Source organism: uncultured Reyranella sp. (genome assembly GCF_945957355.1).
Taxonomy (GTDB): Bacteria; Pseudomonadota; Alphaproteobacteria; order Reyranellales; family Reyranellaceae; genus Reyranella.
Genome location: NZ_CAMFKM010000005.1, coordinates 265,506 through 281,817, shown reverse-complemented (window position 1 = coordinate 281,817; position 16,312 = coordinate 265,506). Strand labels below are relative to the sequence as shown.

The window sequence follows — 16,312 nt, the reverse complement described above, 5'->3', positions numbered from 1 at the left end:
ATGGAACGCGGCTAGGAATTGCGCGGACCCAATCGTATCAAAAATATCAAGAAAACGATATAATTCGTTGAGAAATAGTGTTATTTTGAAGGCATTAAAAGTCATTTATTAGGTTAAGATATGCAGCTACCGTCCGTATTATTGGTCGAGGACGACGCATTTCAGCGTAAGGCCGCCGAGACCTATCTTTCAAACCACGAGCTCAAGGTGACCGCCGTCGAAAACGGCGCCCAGATGCGCCGCCAGATCGCGCGCGCCATGCCGGACCTCGTCCTGCTCGACGTCCAGCTCCCAGGTCCCGAAGACGGGTTCGCGCTGGCCCGCTGGCTGCGCGAGAGCAGCGCCCGCGTCGGCATCATCATGCTGACGGCCGCCAGCGATCCGGTCGACAAGGTGCTGGGCCTCGAGAGCGGCGCCGACGACTATGTCGCCAAGCCCTACGAGCCGCGCGAGCTGCTGGCCCGCTGCAAGAGCGTACTGCGCCGGTCCGTGAACAAGGCCACACCGTCGCGGCTGGAGCGGGTGAAGATGGGTGGGCACATGCTCGACCTGTCCAAGCGCCAGCTCCTGGACGGCGAGAACGGCGACGTGCCACTCACCTCGGGCGAGTTCGACATCCTGAAGACCTTCGCCGAGAACCCCAACCGGCCATTATCGCGCGACTGGCTGCTGGAGACGACCAGCCACCGCGCCCGGGACCCGTTCGACCGCGCGATCGACCTCCGGATCACGCGCATCCGGCGCAAGATCGAGCCGGCGCCGGACAAGCCGACGGTGATCCGCACGGTGCGGGGTGTCGGCTATATGTTCGTGCCCCCCGCCGAATAGCCGGGCTATAAGGTCCCGCCCCGGTGCACCGGGGCGCGGCCGTGCCGGCCGATGCCGGTACTGGGGGCCCGTAGTTCAGCGGTTAGAACGAGCCGCTCATAACGGTTATGTCGCAGGTTCGAATCCTGCCGGGCCTACCACCGCCGAAAATTCTGCAGTCATTTCAGATACTTACACTCCGAAATCTGGCAAACCCTACTTGGGTTTGCCACTGGTTGTTCTCGTTGTGAGCTTGTGCACGGCCCCTTCAGCCAACCGGCGACGGTTGACGCTGCGCGTGTAGCGCTGAACCTCGCTCAGCGAGCGCCAGCCGCCCCAGGCCATGATTTCGTGATCAGTCCAGCCAGCTTCAGCGCCGCGCGTCGCGCCGGCTTTCCGCAGCCCGTGGGTGCTGTAGCGGGTCGGGAGGCCCGCCTCGATCGCCCAGTCGCTGAACAGGTTGCCGAAGCCGGCCGACGTGAACGCCTTGCCCTGCCCTGTCACCAGGAACGTCATTTGCCCGGCAGGCAGCTGGTCCAGCTCGGCTTGCAGCTCAGGCAGCACCGGGATCTCGATGACCGTCCCTGTCTTTTCCTGCCGGATTGTCAGCACGCCGCCTTGCAGATGCTGCCGCCCCATCCGCACCAGGTCGCCGCGCCTCTGCATGGTGCACAACGCCATTTCCATCGCGAGCCTTGCCCGCGTCCCGGACGGATGCCGACCCCGAAAGGCCGCGATGTGCTCAGCCGTCCAAACAGGATGACCCAGCGAGCGAATCGGGAGCGGCTTCACGCCGACGGTGGGATCGTCGACCCGCATGCCAACGTCGATCGCCAGCGCCATCAGCTGTCGCAGACGCTTCAGGAAGTTGTTGGCCGCTGTCGGCGTGCTGGCTTTCTTCGCCAGCATGTCTTTGACGTGGTGACGCTGGAGCAGCGCAACGCGCTTGTCGCCATGGTCGGCCCGGAACGGCTCGATGATGTTCCGATAGGTGGCCCGCGTGCTCGCCTTCAAGCCCAGGAACTCAGTGGAGCGGTAGTAACGGACGACCAGGTCGCCGATCGTGCCGGGAAGGACTTTCGAGGCGCCGACCTCGATACGCGCCGCCGTCTTGTCGTCCAGTGCAAGGCGATAGGCTTCGACGAACTCCGGACTTCCAGGATCTCCAGGCAGCGCAACGCGCTTGAAGCCAGGACGCCGCACATAGCGCCGCGTCTTTCCGTGTCGGTCCTTGAACTCGTGAATGTACTTCAGGAGCATCTTGGTCATGCCGCGTCCCATTCGTTTCGCTCGCCCGCGGCGGCGCCGGCGAGTTGGTCGAAAGCGCGGTCGAGGGCCAGGCGATCCCACACCCGCCGACCGTCCACGGCAACCGCCTTGGGCATCCGCCCATCGGCAACCAGCATGTCGAACTTGGAAGCAGAGACGCCGACATACTCGCTGGCGGCCTCGCGGCTCAGGCCTCGAGGCGGAAGGTTTGGGTGAAGGGCAGCACCGACGCGACGCATGAACCGCTCCGCTAGACCCGAACGCCGTTCGGTGCAGGCCGCAGCCTTTCGATGTCGGCCGCGCGCACGACCAGCAGCGAGTTGGCGAACGGTCCTTCCTTGATCGCCGGGAGCAGTCCTTGCCGCACCCAGCGCGAGACAGTTTTTTCCGAGCGCCGCAGCTCATGAGCGATACGCGCTCGGCCGATGACGATCGACGGATCAGTGCCATCGATCGGGCGATTTTCAGCCCCTCCAGCACAGAGGCTGAGCGCCTGGTGCCGGGCTTCCATTATTCCTCGCCGTCTTGGCCCAGCGTCATCAATTCCGCGTCGACGCGCTCGCGGATGATCTCGCGGAAGTGGGCCAAGTCGATGTTGATCGAAAAGAGGATCTTGCCGCAGGCCTCGAACGACTGGCCTTTGTGGTTCATAGCCGGGTCGAATCGGCTCGCCGGCACGAAGAACGACCGGACTTGCCCGACCACCAGCACGACTTGGTCCTCCGCGTAGGGAGTGCCAACGGCCTGATGGTCCTGCAGATAGTTCATTAGCCTGCAGGCGAAGTTGCCGGCCACAGCGGTTGTCATGCCCAGGCCATGCTCGCTGTCCATCAGCTTGGCGAAGAGGCACAGGCCCACCACGTCGAGTTCCGAGAAGGTGCGGGGCTTCCCGCGATGCCCGGCCGGGGCGCACGGATAATTCCCTGCGTTCACCGCCTCATTGAACCGCAGCCGGTCGATGCCCGCGATCTCCATCGCGAGTTGGCTGCGGATCCTGATTTTATCGTAATTCACCATTTCAACCGCTCCAGTTATTGCCAGTCGCCATAATACCGGGATTATGGCGACTGGCAATAATCATCTGGCCTACAGTCGAACGCCCGCCCTTTCCCCCTTCGCCATGGCTTCTTTCAGGTTCTGAAGCACCGCCCTGCGCAGAGTGTCGGTGTCCATCTCGCTCACGCCCTTGGCCGGCGAAAGCGGCTTTCCTTCGATCACCTGCATCAGCTCGCGGGCGCCGTCGAGGGCATCAAACACCAGCGCCGACCGCGCGCCGTCGATCTCCTCTTGGCTGATATTGGTGTTGGTACTTTCCATGGCTGCCAACGCCACCAGTTTGTCCAGCACTCGGCCAGCGGCACATTCGATTGGAATCATTGAGGTTTGCATGGTTGGCTCGTCAGGTTTCGGCTGTTCAAGGCCGGTTCGCCAGCGACGGGCTGGCAGCCGGGAGTTGAACACCTGCCTGACGACAGGCCGGAGCGCTTTTACCTTTCGGCTGGACATGGCGCACCGCTCCCGGCCATATGGCCAGGTTGGTGCGCCCGCCAAGGCGCCCACGAAGCGCTATCAGCCTGCCAAGGCTGGTCGCGCATCGGCCGCAGACCTCGCCAAAGGTCAGCCAGCCGTGTCAGGTCCGGGTGTTCAAGCCCACGGACACGCTACATGAAATCTTCGCAATAAGCACCACCCTCGCCAAAGGGTGGACGCTTGCGCGTGCCGTCGAAAAGAAAGAGCCCGGCGAACATCGTTCGCCAGGCTCTCTAAGCGTCACGCGGCAGGACTCGGTCCGCTACGCTTCGACGGGGTTTAGGGGGAACATGACCCCGGGCACTCGCCGTCTTATCCCAGTCCGATGGCGCCGAAAGCCCCTGCAGGGAGCGCCAGGGTCGGACCAGCCCTATTCCCAATCCATCTTCGCGAAGATGCCTGTCAGCGCCGCAGGATCGAGGCCGGCCTCCTTCGCCTGGGCGGCGGCCTGCACCAGCGTCGCGACCGCCCTTGCGCTGCCGCCCTGGTCGAAGGCTTGCAACGGCGTCAACACGTCGATCTCGATCGCCGCGCCCAGTTTCTCCTTGGCCTCCTCAGCGATCAGCTCGGCGATCGGCTGCAGCGTCCAGGTGGCGAGGTGACGTTGCGCCTCTCGAGTCATCGGCCCCGTGGTCGCCGGGTTGAACAGCGCCGGCAGGATGCCAAAGCATCCGCAGACTGCATCGCGTGCCGCTGCGATCATCTGAGCGGGCATGACACTTTCGAGATCCGGCGAAAGGCTGGCCGGCTTCCAGTCCGATGCCGGCGCTGGCCCGCCCGCCGCGCTGACCGTTACCGACTCTCTCAGCAGCACGCGCCCGCGCTGCCCCCGGAAAGAGCGGCCAAGCTTCGTGGAGTCTTGCTCCGGCTGCTCGGGCATCGGCACAACCTGCGAGCCGATCGGCGCCAGCTCATACACTTCCGACAACGCGCCCTCGACCGCGTTCAACATGCCGGCCGTGAGGCTCGCGCGCTTCAGTGGCGCCGTCCCATAGTAGGGCGCGGCAGGATCGCAGCCGATTCGAACGTGCAGCACCTCGCCGGCAAGCGCGGTCTGCGTCGTGCCGCCGCCGGCCTCGCTGACGCTGACACGATAGGCAGTCGGCCGGCCGTCGCGCGTGCGCAGATCCCAGTCGGCGCACGGCACCAGGCCATCGCCCTTGATCAGGAAGACGGCCTCGCCGCGAAGCGCGAGCGATCGGCCGACCAGCGCCATCGTGCGGCGATCGAGGCCGCTCGCACCCTTGACGGTCGCCAGGGCCAAGCCGTTCTCCCACAGCGACACACAGCCTTGCGCCGTCGCCGTGAGCTCGGCAACGCCACGCCGACCGGAAATGTAGGCCTCGCGCGCGGCGATGATCTCGGCCGTGAAGCCGGAACTGGCCGACCGTTTCTCAGCTCGCTTGAAGGGCCAGAGGTTCCACATCGGCTAAACCCTCCGAAACCTGCGCAGGAGGTCGGCCGCGCCGCTGTCCTGGAGCGCCTTCGCCACCGCTCGGTTGTCGTATTCACCCTGCCATACGTCGGGCACGCTTTCGGTCCGCACGCCGGGTTTGACGACGACGGCCGCCAGGTACTCCGCGAGACGCCGCCACGCTTCCTGCACGATCGCCGGCACCTCCGCGTCATCCTCGCCGACAGTTCCGATGATGCGATAGGGAGCGCAGCAAGGCAGGACGAACCCGCCCAGGGGCGAGGGAGTGAGCGGGACCGTCGCCCATGCGTCATTCTGCCAGACTTCAGTGGACGTGATGGTCGCGGGTCCCAATGGCGGCGACCAGGCGCCACGCCCCTCGACGATCCATTCGACGGTCCGCAGACTGAAGCGCCAGGCAATGTACGATTCCATGCGCTGCCAGATAGCGTCGGCGTCGAGCGCCGATGCCTTGGCAGAGAGACCGGATGGCGCGGCCGGATACCCTTCGTGCAGCATCTCCGTCTGCCTGATCAATTCGGCCATCACGCGCGCCACCGGAACATTGCGATACGCGAGGCGAGCGACCGCCCCCGAACGCCGTTCGGGAGATTGCGGGTCGCGATCGTCGTGTCTGGATAGGCCGGCCAGGCCTGGACGATCGAGATCTCGCCAAGGTCCAGCGACCGCAACTCACGATGCCGGCCGGTCCAACGCTCACCATCGGGCCTGACCTTGAAGGCGAACGACATACCGCCCAGGTCGCCGCGCTTCGCCAGCTCGAGCAAGTCGCGACCCAGCTGCGTATCGGGCACGTCCAGGTCGAAGGCGAGGCCTCGGCTATCCTCGGCGAGCCTCAGCGTGCCACTGCGCGTCCGCGCCAGCAGCCGGCCCGGGTCGTGGTCGACCAAGGCCAAGATGTCGTGACCATCCGCGAGCGTCGCCGTGAAGGCGCCAGCCGCGACGGTTTCCGTGAATGAGCCTATCCGGGCCTCGCTGCCGAAGATGGCCGCGTGCCCTTCCAGTTTCCGGCCGGCGGCGCGCAGCTCGAGCGCCGCCGAACGCCGTTCGGCTTCCATCGATCAGGCCAGGCGAACGCCGGTCAGGATCTCCAGCTGCGCGGGCCGCGCGACGGTCACATCCGCCGTCACCAGGCCCGTCAGCCGTAGGCCGCCCGACGTGGCGTCGCTATAGGGATCGCGAATCAAATCGACCCCACCCCAAAGGCCAACGAAGATCGGCGCCACACCGCCGGCCGTCGTCGTGAGTAGCGAAGTGGTCGCAAGCGGCGATCCGGTCGGCGCCGCGAGAGCATTTGCCGACATAGCGATACGATCGAGCGGAACATTCATGAGCATCTTGTCCCACTGCGTCAGAGGAGCGCCCGCTTCGAACAGGATACCGTCCATGGCGTTGTAGACTTCGGGGCGCAGCAGGATCTTCACGTCGGTTGGCCCCTTCGCCGCGTTGGCTGTCAGGAACCTCGTGATCGCGGCACGATAGGCGGCCCAGGACGCCGCGGCATTGATCGCGGTCGACGTGATGCCGTAGGAGCCGACCAGGACCCCAGACGGCTGGCCGTTGGCGCCCGTGCCCAGGAAGATCGCCTTGTCGAGCGCGGCCTCCGTCGCGGAGTTCATGTCACGTCGCACCGCCTGCTCCAGGGCATCGCCGCTCTGCTTCAGGGACTTGCGCGTGATCTTCATCGTGATGCCCAGGGTCTGATTGGGACCCAGCGCCTTATCCGTCGTGGCGAACGCGGTAGGGCCGGCGACAGCAGCGGTTTCGCCATCCGCCCAGCCAGCGGTCACGCTGCTCGTGACGACGGGCCATTCGACCAGGCCCTGGTCGATGTTGATCATCTGCGCGCCCATGTTGCCCGCGACGGACGCCGGGAACAGACGATCGATGATCGGCCGCGTCTCCTTCGGGTCCGGCACGCCGCTCGCGACGGTCTCGCCGGCACGCCGCTCCAGGGCCATCCACGGAATCGGCACGCCACGATAGCCGCCTTTGCTGCGCAGCTCCGACACGACTTCGGCCGTGGCGCCGCTCAACGCGGACCCTTCGTCCAGCGACAACACGACCTGCCGCAGCTCGAAGCGGCCGACCAGGTCGGACCATTGCTTGTCGCCCCCCGTCTCCAGCTCGTCCTTGGCCGAACGCCGTTCGCCATCCTCCGCAATGAGGGCGGCCCGATAGCGCGTTTCGTTGGTCTGGTACTCGCGATCGAGTTCCCCCATCGAACGGGTCTCATCGTCGCTCGGCTTTTCCTTGCCGACCAAGACGGCCAACGCCGCCCGGATCTCGGACTGGCGGCGGGAGATCTTCACGGACTCAAGCATTTACGTTTTCCTTTCGGTTTTGAGAGGGAGTTTCAGCAGCTCGCGCCAGGCCTGCCGGCGCGGGTCGGCATCGCCGTTGCGCTCGGCCCGCGTCTCCTCGATGTGGCATTTCCAATCGAGGGTGCGGACGTTGCTCAGCTCGTAGGCCAGGTCTGGCCGCGCCTTCGCGCTGATGATGTGTGCGACCTCCAATCGGAAATCGGCCGCCACACTTCACGCACTTCCATCCGTCGCGGCGCTTCGCGGCCAGCCTAAGCGGCGGCCATCGCCGATCATGGTGAGCCGCGCTCATGCCCACACCGCCGCGCGCGCCGGCCGGGCAACGCGACCCGACATGCGCGAGCCTTCGGCCACGGCCAGGACGGAAGCCGAGGCCGCATCGATGCGGCCGTTCGACCTCGCCTTCGCCAGCTTCAGGTTGTTTGCTGGATCTCGCAGCGTCACCGCGTCCGCGAAAGCGGAGCGGAGCAACAGGGACGGCCGGGAGCGCACGCGGCCGTCGAAGCACGCGCGCCGGAAGCGCTCGCAGTCCTCGCCGCCGTCACGAAAACCCATGCCGCGCCACACGATGTTGCAGCGGATACCCGCCTTGTCGATGCCTTCGCCGACCTCCGATTGCTTGAAGCGGTCCGCGACCAGGGCGCCGATCGGCTGGCCCTCGACGACGCGCAAGGCTTCCTCGACGAACTTCGCGACGGGCACCGTTTGATCGCCCAGGGTCGCCAGCTCGCCCCGCCCGTTCATCTGGCAGTAGCGGTCGCCGACGCCATCGGACTGCCCTCGATCCAGCAACGTCGGCCGGCTCGGAAACCAGCCCAGTGCCTCGAGGCGGCCGGTCTGCGGCCAGTAGTAGGCCGCTGCACTCATCGATGCGGACCCGCCCAGGTCCAAGCCGACGACGACAGGCCCGGCACGCTCGGCGAAAAACATGTCGTCGCTTTCACAGGCCAGCCACTCGTCGACCGTGAGCAGTAGGTCCCGCGTCTCGCCGCTCACGCGCTCGTTTCTGTTGAACAGCCTGAACGCCGTGAGCGTCGAGCCACCGCGCGCGATAGCTCGCCGGGCTTGCGCCTGGAGCCATTCGAGGGATGCACCGATGCCGGCGACGGCGCCGGGATTGGCGAGCAGCAGCGAGTCGAGATCGTCCGCAGGCAGGCCCGGCGCGGGTCGGTGTTCCTGCCGATAGACGCCCTCCTGATCTTCGTCGAGCCACCTGGAGAAGGGATGCGCGTCGCTTGCGGCCGATGTCGAGATGATCAGGGCCTTGCCACCGCGCTTGCCCAGGCCGGAGAGAAGCGCGTGCTCCAGCTCGTCGCCCTGCGCTTGCGCCCAGTGGCCGCGCTCGTCGAGCAGCGCGAACGTCGGCGATCCGCCCAGGGCCGACTTGCCATCGGCCGCAAGGGCGCGGATCAGATGGCCGCCGCCGTCGCCCGTGTACTCGATCTCGAACCGGGGCTGGCGGCGAAACTCCAGTTTCTTGGCCTTGTCGTCGGGCAGCGACCGCGCCAGCGTCGCCACGAAGTTCCAGGCGACGCGGGCCTGATCTCGCGTTCGCGCCGCGAGCGGGATTTCCCGGCGCGGTTGATGATCCCACACGCCCAGCAGAGCGCCCAGGGCGAGACCGGATGACAGCGCCGTCTTGGCATTGCCGCGCCCGATCGACAGGGCCGCCACCGACACGTCCCCGGCCAACGCCCCCTCGACGAACTGCTTTTGGAACGGCGCCAGGACCAGCTTTTGCCCGGCCCGGGGTCCCTCCGGGATCTCCAGCGTCTGCAGGAAATCGATGGCTTTGCCGGCCGCCGTCACTGCCCGCCCCCGGTCAGTGTGTGTGGAAGGAAGACTCCCACAGCGGTTACAGCCTCCCTAGGGATGCGCGGGCATTGGGACCATGTGAGCGCGAGCGCGACCATGGCGACATACGACACGAACGCCGATGCGTCAGGATAGGGACAAGCGGGGACATTTGCCCGCTTCGACGACGCTTGTGACACGTGTGACGGATGTGACGCTTCTCCGCTTATCAGCGTCTATGCGCGCACGCGCGCACGCGCGCGTAGGATGGGGATATGGCAACAAGCGTCACATGCGTCACAAGTGTCACCGGTGTGACGCATGTGACGCTTGTGACGCTTTCTCGCCGGTTGATTAGACGGGCAAACGCCCTGTTTCAGGCTTCAGGGTGAGCCCTGCGAATCCGCGCGCGCCCCTAGTCCGCTGCGGCGCTATGCCGTGCGCCTGCAAGTCTTGACTGAAGCGCTTTGAGCTTCCCGGATGCTCGCCGTTCTGCTCGGCCCACTTGCGCCACGATCCGAAGAGCTTGGTCGTGCCGGTCCAACTTGCCGGATCAAGGTCGCAACACTCGTCGATCCAAGCTGCCATCGCATCCTCGGCAGCCAGGTACTCGGCAGACGCCGCAACCACGGCCGAAGGTGGGGCGAGCCCCTGCTGCCGGTACTCCAGAGCTCCCTCAACACACCACTGGAGAATCGCCGGCCATTCACGCTTCAGCTTCTCGCGCAACTCCGGGTCGCGCGCGTGCGCCGGAATGGTGACGCCGAAGTTGATCATGTGCAGGCGCCGCCGCATCGCTTCATCGACGCTGCGCAAGACAGGCTTGTGATTGCCCAGCAAGATCAACTTGAACTGCGGCCGATACTCGAAATAGTCACCTCGCATGAAGCGCGCCGGGATCGTGTCGCCGCCCGTGATGGCCTTGATCTTCGATTCGGCCCAACGTGCGCCCGCCTCAACTTCGGATGCCGTCACCATGCGCGCTCCCTGAAGCATCGCCAGGTCGGTCGGATGCCGCTCGCTATGTGACGCCATGAACGTCTCCATAGGCGCCCGGCGATGATACTCGCCCAGGATGCCGGCGATCGTCTCGATCGCCACGGACTTGCCGTTGCCGCCCAGCCCGTAGAGGAAAAACATCGCGTGCGCCGACACGTCGCCCGTGAGGCAGTAGCCGAACACACGCTGCAAGAAATTCTCGATCTCCCGATCGCCGCCCGTGACCCTGTCCAGAAACTCGAGCCATAGCAACGGCCGCTCGCCGCCATCCGGGCCAACGGCCGTGATCTTGGAGAAGTGGTCTTCCGGCCGATGCGGCCGCAGCTCGCCCGAACGAAGATCGACGACGCCGGCAGGCGTATTCAGCGCCCAGGGATCTGCATCCCACTGGTCGACGGTCGCGGCCAGCCGTTGGTCGGCACGGCATAGCCGCTCGATCGCCCCGATCTTCTTCGCGCTCGAAATCTCCGCCGACAGAGGCCGCGCCTTGATGTCTTCGGCGATAGCCCGGCAGAATGAGCGCACATTGCCCAGCGCCGCGAGCGTTTCGTCTCGCCGCCAGTGTGTGCCGGTCCAGATGAACCAGGCTGCCCATTTGGCGACGTACCGCAGCTCGCCCAGGTGCATGCCAGCGAACTGCAGGGCCAACGCCTCATCGGAGGCGAAGAAAAGCCCCGGCTTCTCGTCGCCCTCATCCGGCGGCACCGCGTCGACGGCGAAATCGTCGTCGCTCATCGCTCGCCCCGCTCGCGTCTCCGAATGAGCCTGCTCGCCGCGCCCCATACCTCATGCAAAACGTCATGGCCCCTGCTACTGGCAATGGCCTCCAACTGCCGATCGCTTAGCCAGCCGAGCGCTTTCCCGACGCGCCGCCGCGCCGTCTCAAGGTTTGCATCGCGAAGGGCCTTGGTCAGGGCGCGTCGTGTCGCTGGGTTTGCCAACGCCTCAGAAAAGCGTTGAGAATCAATGGTGGCGGGAACGCAGGTTTGACAGCGGAAACCGTTGCGATCACACGTTTCCGACACTCCTGCCGGGCCTACCAGCCGCTCGCCGCCGCGAACACCGGCGGCGGGCGGTTAGCGCAGAACATCCGTTATTGACGTCGATCCGTGCTGCAGTGCCTCGGCTGCGCGGGCGACCTAAACTGGAGCCTCTAGGAGGCCCCTGGGCGGCCTAGGCCTGGAGAAATACTCGGCAAGCAGGCGCGATTTGTTAGGTCGACTTGCGGACCCTCGTGACGGCAAGTGTTTGGGCCCATGCCGCATAACTCGAGATCACCTTAGTCAGAAACTCCCGGGATTCTGCCGAGACCAGGGCCCCACGTTCATCGAGCATACCCGCGACCTCCGGCAGGTACGCTTCCGGTTGCTGCATTACCGGCATGTTCAGGAACACCAAACTCTGACGAATATGATGGTTCGCGCCGAAGCCGCCCAACTTGTACGGAGAAACGCTGACCACAGCGGTGGGCAGGCCATCCCAGACGCTGCGGTAGGGCGGACGGGAACCAACGTCGATCGCATTCTTAAGGCCGCCAGGGACCGAGCGATTGTACTCCGGCGTTACGATCAGGATCGCGTCAGCTCTTTGAATCTCGGCACGGAAGCGCGTCCACGACGCCGGCGGTGTCGGGTCCAGGTCTTCGGTATATAGAGGCAAGTCAGCGATCTCCACGATGCGGCAGTCGAGGGTCACCGGCGCGAGTTCCATCAAAGCATGTGCAATCTTGCGGCTGTAGGCATCTTTGCGAAGACTGCCGACGAGTACGGCGACGTTCAGCGGCGTTTCCATGGCGGTTTGACCTCCTGATTTACGCCGGCCCGATCGGACCAGCAGGCAGGAAGAGAGAAGGCTAAGCGGCTTCACCGATCCATTGGACCTGGGTGTCGGCGATACTTAGGTATCAGGATGCCGCAATGTCGATAACAGCTTGCGCAAATGCGTCAGGGGCTTCCTGTGGCAGATTGTGGCCAATCCCGCCGTTAATTTGCCGATGCTGGTACTTGCCCGTAAATCTGCGGGCGTAACTTGTGGGGTCGGGATGCGGTGCCCCATTGGCATCACCCTCCAGCGTGATGGTCGGCGTAACGATGGAAGGGAACGACGCGAGCTTCCGCTCGAGATCATCGAACCGTGCTTCACCGGGCGCCAAGCCGAGTCTCCAGCGGTAATTGTGAATGGCGATCGCAACGTGATCCGGATTGTCCAGGGCGACAGCAGATTGCCGAAACGTCGCCTCGCTGAATTCCCACCTGGGTGACGCGAGCTGCCAGATCAATCGCGCAAATTCATGCGTGTACTTGCGATAACCGGCTTCTCCCCGCTCGGTCACGAAATAGTACTGGTACCACCATTGCAGCTCGGCCTGGGGTGGCAGCGGTGCTCGATTGAGTTCCTGGCTCCCGATGAGATAGCCGCTGACCGAGACGAGCCCGCGGCAACGTTCGGGCCACAGGGCGGCGAGAATGCAGGCCGTCCTTGCGCCCCAATCACAGCCGGCCACGATCGGCCGCTCGAGGCCCAGCACGTCCATGAGCGCAATGGCATCGGCGGCAAGGGCCGCCTGCTGCCCGTTGCGGGGCGTCGACTCTGAAAGGAAGCGCGTGGCGCCGTAGCCTCGCAGGTACGGGACGATCACGCGATGGCCAGCAGCTGCAAGGCGCGGCGCCACATCGACATAGGTGTGGATGTCGTAGGGCCAGCCATGCAGCAGCAGGACCGGTATGCCCGATACTGGCCCTGCCTCCGCATAGGCGACGTCGAGGTCTCCAGCCTTTATCCGCTGCAGCGGCCCGAAGCCACGGCCGAGGGACGATTGCCCGAACGCGGATGTCGTCCCGACCGCACTAATCGCTGCCGCGCCCAACACCGTCGCGGCCAGCACCTGTCGACGTCGAACGTTCACTGGTTCCATGGTGCTTTCTCCGGTGTCGTCGATAGTCTCCGAATACGCCGCACAATGACGCGCCCGGAAGCTTCGGCACAGCTATGCGAAGGTATACTTGGCCGGACACTTCCCTCAGAAGTTGATCGACGTTGTGAATCCCAGCACGAACGCATTGGGATTGGCGCCGGTGCCGCCGGGATTGATCACGTACTGGATGCTGGGACGGAACAGGAGGCCGTTCACCGGCCGAAACGTGTAGTGCAGCTCGAAGGGAAACTCCGCGCCCTGCACGGCGACCGGACCGAGTCCGAGACTGTTTGCCAAGGCCTGCGACGCAGCGATGCGGCTGTTGACGCGGGTCATGCCCACCGCGAATCCGATATCGTCGTCCGGCCTCGATCGAAACGGGCCGGTATAGACCAAGCCGGCAGCGACCTGATTGTCGGTGGTCGAGCTCCTGTCGCTGGCCACCACGGCGTTCAGGAAAACATTGAGCCCCCTTCTCGTCTCCCATGCGGCCAGCGGCGTCAGTTGCTGGACGATGCTGAGGTAGCCGCCTGCCCGCCCCTGCTGGCGGCGAGGTCGCAATCCGGTCAGGGCATACGGGTTGCCGTTGATGTCGCTCACCACGTCGTTCACCGCGGACGTGTCGTACCATGCCCCGATCTTGTAGCTGCCAGGCAACCCGCCGGCGAGGCGCGGCAACCAGGTCAGCTCGATCGGGATGAGCACGCCCGTCGAGCCCTTGAAGAACACGGGCAGCAGCGTGTCGTCGGTCGACGCATACTGCGGATTGACGTCGTACGCGCCTGCCTGCACGTAGCCGAAGCCGTCAATATTATAGCGCAGGCGCGTCGCCCACTGGCTGACCGGCCAATTGTAGATATAGCCGGGAACGAGGTTGCCGGGCGCAGCGCCACAGAAGGTCAGGTTCTCGAACTCGCACGGGAACGAGGCGAAATCCTCGCCGAACGTCATGCGGCCGAGCTTCCAGTCGATCCTTCCGGAGAACAGGCTCTGGTTTACCCAAAGCTGCGTCAGTCTGACCGTTTGGCCGCGCCCATATATTTCCTGAACTTCCTGCAAAGTGCCCAGGGTGACATCGTCGCTGAGGTTCCGCCCGGTACGGGCCGTGAAGGTCAGCTGGAAAGTCGTGCCCCTGAGGCCCGCCAATCGCTCCAGATCCAGTGTCGCTCCAGCGACGTACTGATCGGCATACGCAGCCTCCTGCCGAATACCGCCCGTTGCGTTGAACGCGAATTCTCCGGTGTATCCGAGCTGCAGATCCAGGCCGCGATCCTGGAGCCAGAGGCGATGTCCGCTCCAATCGCCGAGAAGCCACGGAACGTCTCGTGTCCTGTCAGGCTCATACGACAACGGCTCCGTAGCCTGAACAACATCCCCACTCATCACAAGTGCCGCCAGCAGCACAGACCAGCCCACGCGCCGCCAAAGCGACGCGATACGCAGACTTCGTTTCCGCCGGCGCATTGTGTGGGACACCCGTCTCCTCGCACCCAGACATTCCGGATGATCTCATTGATGGCGGCCGCATCGGGGCCAAGCGATTGAACGAAGGTGTCGCCGATACTTTCGTTCAATGGAGCGCAGGCCATCCGCGCCACATCTATTCGCGGTCCCCAACGGTGAGCGAAGGAACTCTGCAGATGTCCCCATCCAACCGAGCGAAAGTCCGTGTCACGCGGAGGAGCGCCGCCTACTGGGTCGTCACGCTCGACAACCCGCCCGTGAACATCGTGGGCCCTGCCGAAATGCGCGAATTCATGAAGGTGCTGGAGCAGCTCGAGGCCGATCAAAATGTAAAAGTGGTCGTCTTCGACAGCGCCGTGCCCGGCTTCTTCATGGCACACTACGACCTTCTCAAGCCGCTCGAGGAGTCGACCAGCATGGAGCCCGGACCGACGGGCATGCATCCCGTGCCCGACTTCATGGTGCGCCTCGCCCGGCTCAAGGCGATCTCCATCGTCTCGATTCGCGGCCGTGCAAGCGGGATCGGCAGCGAACTCGCGCTCGCTGCAGACTTGCGCTTCGCCAGCCGCGAGAAGGCGATCCTCTCGCAGTTCGAGGTCGGTGCCGGCTTCGTGCCGGGCGGCGGCCCGATGGCCCGCCTGCCGCGCCTTCTCGGCCGCGGGCGCGCGCTGGAAATCCTGATCGGTGCCGACGATTTCGACGGTGCACTGGCGGAGCGGTACGGCTACGTGAACCGCGCGCTCCCCGATACCGAGCTGGATGGCTTCGTCGACGCGCTGGCGATGCGTATCGCGGGCTTCGATCACCAGACGATCGCCGAGACCAAGCGGCTGGTCGATGTCGCGAGCCTTCCGCCCGACGCCGAGATGCAGCCGGGCTGGGACGCCTTCATCGCCTCCGTGCAGCGGCCAGCGGCCCAGGCCCGCCTCAAGATACTGGTCGAGAAGGGCCTGCAGCAGCCCACCGACGTCGAGCGACAGCTCGGTCGCTTCACGGCGCAGTACCGCGAGGCCGGCGCGGGCGAGTAACGGTCCCGTTCCTTTTTTTCACCCTAGCATCAGCCACTCCGATCTGATGCCTCTGCCTGGAGACGGACGATGAAGATCCTGATGGTACTGACCTCGCACAACCGGCTGGGAAATACCGGCAAGCCGACCGGCTTCTGGCTCGAGGAGTTCACCGCGCCCTACTACGCGTTTCGCGATGCCGGCGCCGACGTCACCCTGGTGTCGCCCAAAGGCGGGCAACCGCCGATCGATCCCAAGAGCGACGATCCTGCCAACCAGACCGGTTCGATGACACGCTTCAAGCAGGACCCCGCGACGCAGAAGATGCTGGCGAACACGTCACTCCTGATCGACGCCACGCCGGACGGGTTCGACGCGATCTTCTATCCGGGCGGTCACGGTCCCATGTGGGACCTGGTCGACAACGAGAAGTCGATCGCCCTGATCGAAGCGTTCTACGGGAGCGGCCGGCCTGTCGCCGCAGTGTGCCATGCGCCTGCCGTCCTCCACCGCGCCACACACAAGGGCGAGGCGCTCGTCAAAGGTCTGCGTGTCACCGGTTTCGCCAACAGCGAAGAGGAGATCGTCGGTCTCACCAACGTCGTGCCCTTCCTGGTAGAGGACGAGCTGCGACGCCTGGGCGGCCTTTACGAGAAGGCGGCCGACTGGGCCGACTTCACTCTTGTCGACGGACACCTGGTGACCGGCCAGAATCCGGCCTCGTCCGGGTCTGGCGCCCGCAAGCTCCTGCAGCTGCTGAACGCGTGAG

18 protein-coding genes and 1 tRNA gene are annotated in these 16,312 nt (G+C 65.0%); 4 read left to right on the top strand and 15 right to left on the bottom strand.

The window, feature by feature from the left end; genetic code table 11:
• Nucleotides 1–120 precede the first annotated feature (120 nt).
• Nucleotides 121–828, top strand: coding sequence for a response regulator (locus Q0Q48_RS11100; RefSeq protein ID WP_295137415.1), 708 nt, complete (start codon nt 121–123; stop codon nt 826–828).
• A 64-nt stretch (nt 829–892) separates the two neighbouring features.
• A tRNA-Ile gene (locus tag Q0Q48_RS11095) sits at nt 893–968 on the top strand.
• A 55-nt stretch (nt 969–1,023) separates the two neighbouring features.
• Here Q0Q48_RS11095 and Q0Q48_RS11090 read toward each other — a convergent pair.
• From Q0Q48_RS11090 to Q0Q48_RS11020, 15 genes are all read right to left on the bottom strand, one after another.
• Nucleotides 1,024–2,076, bottom strand: a complete 1,053-nt coding sequence (locus Q0Q48_RS11090; protein ID WP_295137413.1) for a tyrosine-type recombinase/integrase — start codon at nt 2,074–2,076, stop codon at nt 1,024–1,026.
• Nucleotides 2,073–2,315, bottom strand: coding sequence for a hypothetical protein (locus Q0Q48_RS11085; protein ID WP_295137411.1), 243 nt, complete (start codon nt 2,313–2,315; stop codon nt 2,073–2,075). Before Q0Q48_RS11085 ends, Q0Q48_RS11090 begins: the two co-directional genes overlap by 4 nt.
• A gap of 11 nt (nt 2,316–2,326) precedes the next feature.
• Nucleotides 2,327–2,587: a hypothetical protein gene (locus tag Q0Q48_RS11080; protein ID WP_295137409.1), complete on the bottom strand. Its 261-nt coding sequence runs from the start codon at nt 2,585–2,587 to the stop codon at nt 2,327–2,329.
• Nucleotides 2,587–3,093: a hypothetical protein gene (locus Q0Q48_RS11075; protein ID WP_295137407.1), complete on the bottom strand. Its 507-nt coding sequence runs from the start codon at nt 3,091–3,093 to the stop codon at nt 2,587–2,589. The genes Q0Q48_RS11080 and Q0Q48_RS11075 overlap by 1 nt, the downstream gene beginning before the upstream one ends.
• A 69-nt stretch (nt 3,094–3,162) precedes the next feature.
• Nucleotides 3,163–3,582, bottom strand: a complete 420-nt coding sequence (locus Q0Q48_RS11070) for a hypothetical protein (protein WP_295137406.1) — start codon at nt 3,580–3,582, stop codon at nt 3,163–3,165.
• A gap of 394 nt (nt 3,583–3,976) precedes the next feature.
• Complete coding sequence (locus tag Q0Q48_RS11065; protein ID WP_295137404.1) at nt 3,977–5,032, bottom strand: phage portal protein; 1,056 nt, start codon at nt 5,030–5,032, stop codon at nt 3,977–3,979.
• Between the two features lie 3 nt (nt 5,033–5,035).
• Nucleotides 5,036–5,578, bottom strand: a complete 543-nt coding sequence (locus Q0Q48_RS11060) for a hypothetical protein (protein ID WP_295137402.1) — start codon at nt 5,576–5,578, stop codon at nt 5,036–5,038.
• On the bottom strand, nt 5,566–6,099 hold the full coding sequence (locus Q0Q48_RS11055; protein WP_295137400.1) for an HK97 family phage prohead protease: 534 nt from the start codon (nt 6,097–6,099) through the stop codon (nt 5,566–5,568). Before Q0Q48_RS11055 ends, Q0Q48_RS11060 begins: the two co-directional genes overlap by 13 nt.
• A gap of 3 nt (nt 6,100–6,102) precedes the next feature.
• A complete protein-coding gene (locus tag Q0Q48_RS11050; protein WP_295137398.1) occupies nt 6,103–7,365 on the bottom strand; it encodes a phage major capsid protein in 1,263 nt (420 codons plus the stop codon).
• Nucleotides 7,366–7,575, bottom strand: coding sequence for a hypothetical protein (locus Q0Q48_RS11045; RefSeq protein WP_295137396.1), 210 nt, complete (start codon nt 7,573–7,575; stop codon nt 7,366–7,368).
• A gap of 78 nt (nt 7,576–7,653) precedes the next feature.
• On the bottom strand, nt 7,654–9,174 hold the full coding sequence (locus tag Q0Q48_RS11040; protein ID WP_295137394.1) for a terminase large subunit: 1,521 nt from the start codon (nt 9,172–9,174) through the stop codon (nt 7,654–7,656).
• Between the two features lie 339 nt (nt 9,175–9,513).
• Nucleotides 9,514–10,893 (bottom strand): phage/plasmid primase, P4 family, encoded by a 1,380-nt coding sequence (locus Q0Q48_RS11035; RefSeq protein ID WP_295137392.1) that lies wholly within the window; start codon nt 10,891–10,893, stop codon nt 9,514–9,516.
• 477 nt (nt 10,894–11,370) lie between these two features.
• Nucleotides 11,371–11,949: an NAD(P)H-dependent oxidoreductase gene (locus Q0Q48_RS11030; RefSeq protein ID WP_295137390.1), complete on the bottom strand. Its 579-nt coding sequence runs from the start codon at nt 11,947–11,949 to the stop codon at nt 11,371–11,373.
• 112 nt (nt 11,950–12,061) lie between these two features.
• Complete coding sequence (locus tag Q0Q48_RS11025; protein ID WP_295137388.1) at nt 12,062–13,072, bottom strand: alpha/beta hydrolase; 1,011 nt, start codon at nt 13,070–13,072, stop codon at nt 12,062–12,064.
• A gap of 105 nt (nt 13,073–13,177) precedes the next feature.
• Nucleotides 13,178–14,488 carry a carbohydrate porin gene (locus Q0Q48_RS11020; RefSeq protein ID WP_295137386.1) on the bottom strand — a complete coding sequence of 437 codons (1,311 nt, stop codon included), beginning with the start codon at nt 14,486–14,488 and terminating at the stop codon, nt 13,178–13,180.
• 224 nt (nt 14,489–14,712) lie between these two features.
• On the opposite strand from Q0Q48_RS11020, the gene Q0Q48_RS11015 reads away from it, so the two are divergent.
• Entirely contained in the window at nt 14,713–15,564 is an 852-nt protein-coding gene (locus tag Q0Q48_RS11015; protein ID WP_295137384.1) for an enoyl-CoA hydratase/isomerase family protein, read from the top strand.
• A gap of 69 nt (nt 15,565–15,633) precedes the next feature.
• A complete protein-coding gene (locus tag Q0Q48_RS11010) occupies nt 15,634–16,311 on the top strand; it encodes a type 1 glutamine amidotransferase domain-containing protein (RefSeq protein ID WP_295137382.1) in 678 nt (225 codons plus the stop codon).
• Nucleotide 16,312: the final 1 nt, after the last annotated feature.

What these genes read in the sequence shown, in the direction of transcription:
- Q0Q48_RS11075 (WP_295137407.1), bottom strand. Translation starts at nt 3,093, where the DNA reads ATGGTGAATTACGATAAAATCAGGATCCGCAGCCAACTCGCGATGGAG.
- Q0Q48_RS11080 (WP_295137409.1), bottom strand. Translation starts at nt 2,587, where the DNA reads ATGGAAGCCCGGCACCAGGCGCTCAGCCTCTGTGCTGGAGGGGCTGAA.
- Q0Q48_RS11010 (WP_295137382.1), top strand. Translation starts at nt 15,634, where the DNA reads ATGAAGATCCTGATGGTACTGACCTCGCACAACCGGCTGGGAAATACC.
- Q0Q48_RS11085 (WP_295137411.1), bottom strand. Translation starts at nt 2,315, where the DNA reads ATGCGTCGCGTCGGTGCTGCCCTTCACCCAAACCTTCCGCCTCGAGGC.
- Q0Q48_RS11025 (WP_295137388.1), bottom strand. Translation starts at nt 13,072, where the DNA reads ATGGAACCAGTGAACGTTCGACGTCGACAGGTGCTGGCCGCGACGGTG.
- Q0Q48_RS11100 (WP_295137415.1), top strand. Translation starts at nt 121, where the DNA reads ATGCAGCTACCGTCCGTATTATTGGTCGAGGACGACGCATTTCAGCGT.
- Q0Q48_RS11090 (WP_295137413.1), bottom strand. Translation starts at nt 2,076, where the DNA reads ATGACCAAGATGCTCCTGAAGTACATTCACGAGTTCAAGGACCGACAC.
- Q0Q48_RS11050 (WP_295137398.1), bottom strand. Translation starts at nt 7,365, where the DNA reads ATGCTTGAGTCCGTGAAGATCTCCCGCCGCCAGTCCGAGATCCGGGCG.
- Q0Q48_RS11030 (WP_295137390.1), bottom strand. Translation starts at nt 11,949, where the DNA reads ATGGAAACGCCGCTGAACGTCGCCGTACTCGTCGGCAGTCTTCGCAAA.
- Q0Q48_RS11035 (WP_295137392.1), bottom strand. Translation starts at nt 10,893, where the DNA reads ATGAGCGACGACGATTTCGCCGTCGACGCGGTGCCGCCGGATGAGGGC.
- Q0Q48_RS11065 (WP_295137404.1), bottom strand. Translation starts at nt 5,032, where the DNA reads ATGTGGAACCTCTGGCCCTTCAAGCGAGCTGAGAAACGGTCGGCCAGT.
- Q0Q48_RS11015 (WP_295137384.1), top strand. Translation starts at nt 14,713, where the DNA reads ATGTCCCCATCCAACCGAGCGAAAGTCCGTGTCACGCGGAGGAGCGCC.
- Q0Q48_RS11055 (WP_295137400.1), bottom strand. Translation starts at nt 6,099, where the DNA reads ATGGAAGCCGAACGGCGTTCGGCGGCGCTCGAGCTGCGCGCCGCCGGC.
- Q0Q48_RS11070 (WP_295137406.1), bottom strand. Translation starts at nt 3,582, where the DNA reads ATGTCCAGCCGAAAGGTAAAAGCGCTCCGGCCTGTCGTCAGGCAGGTG.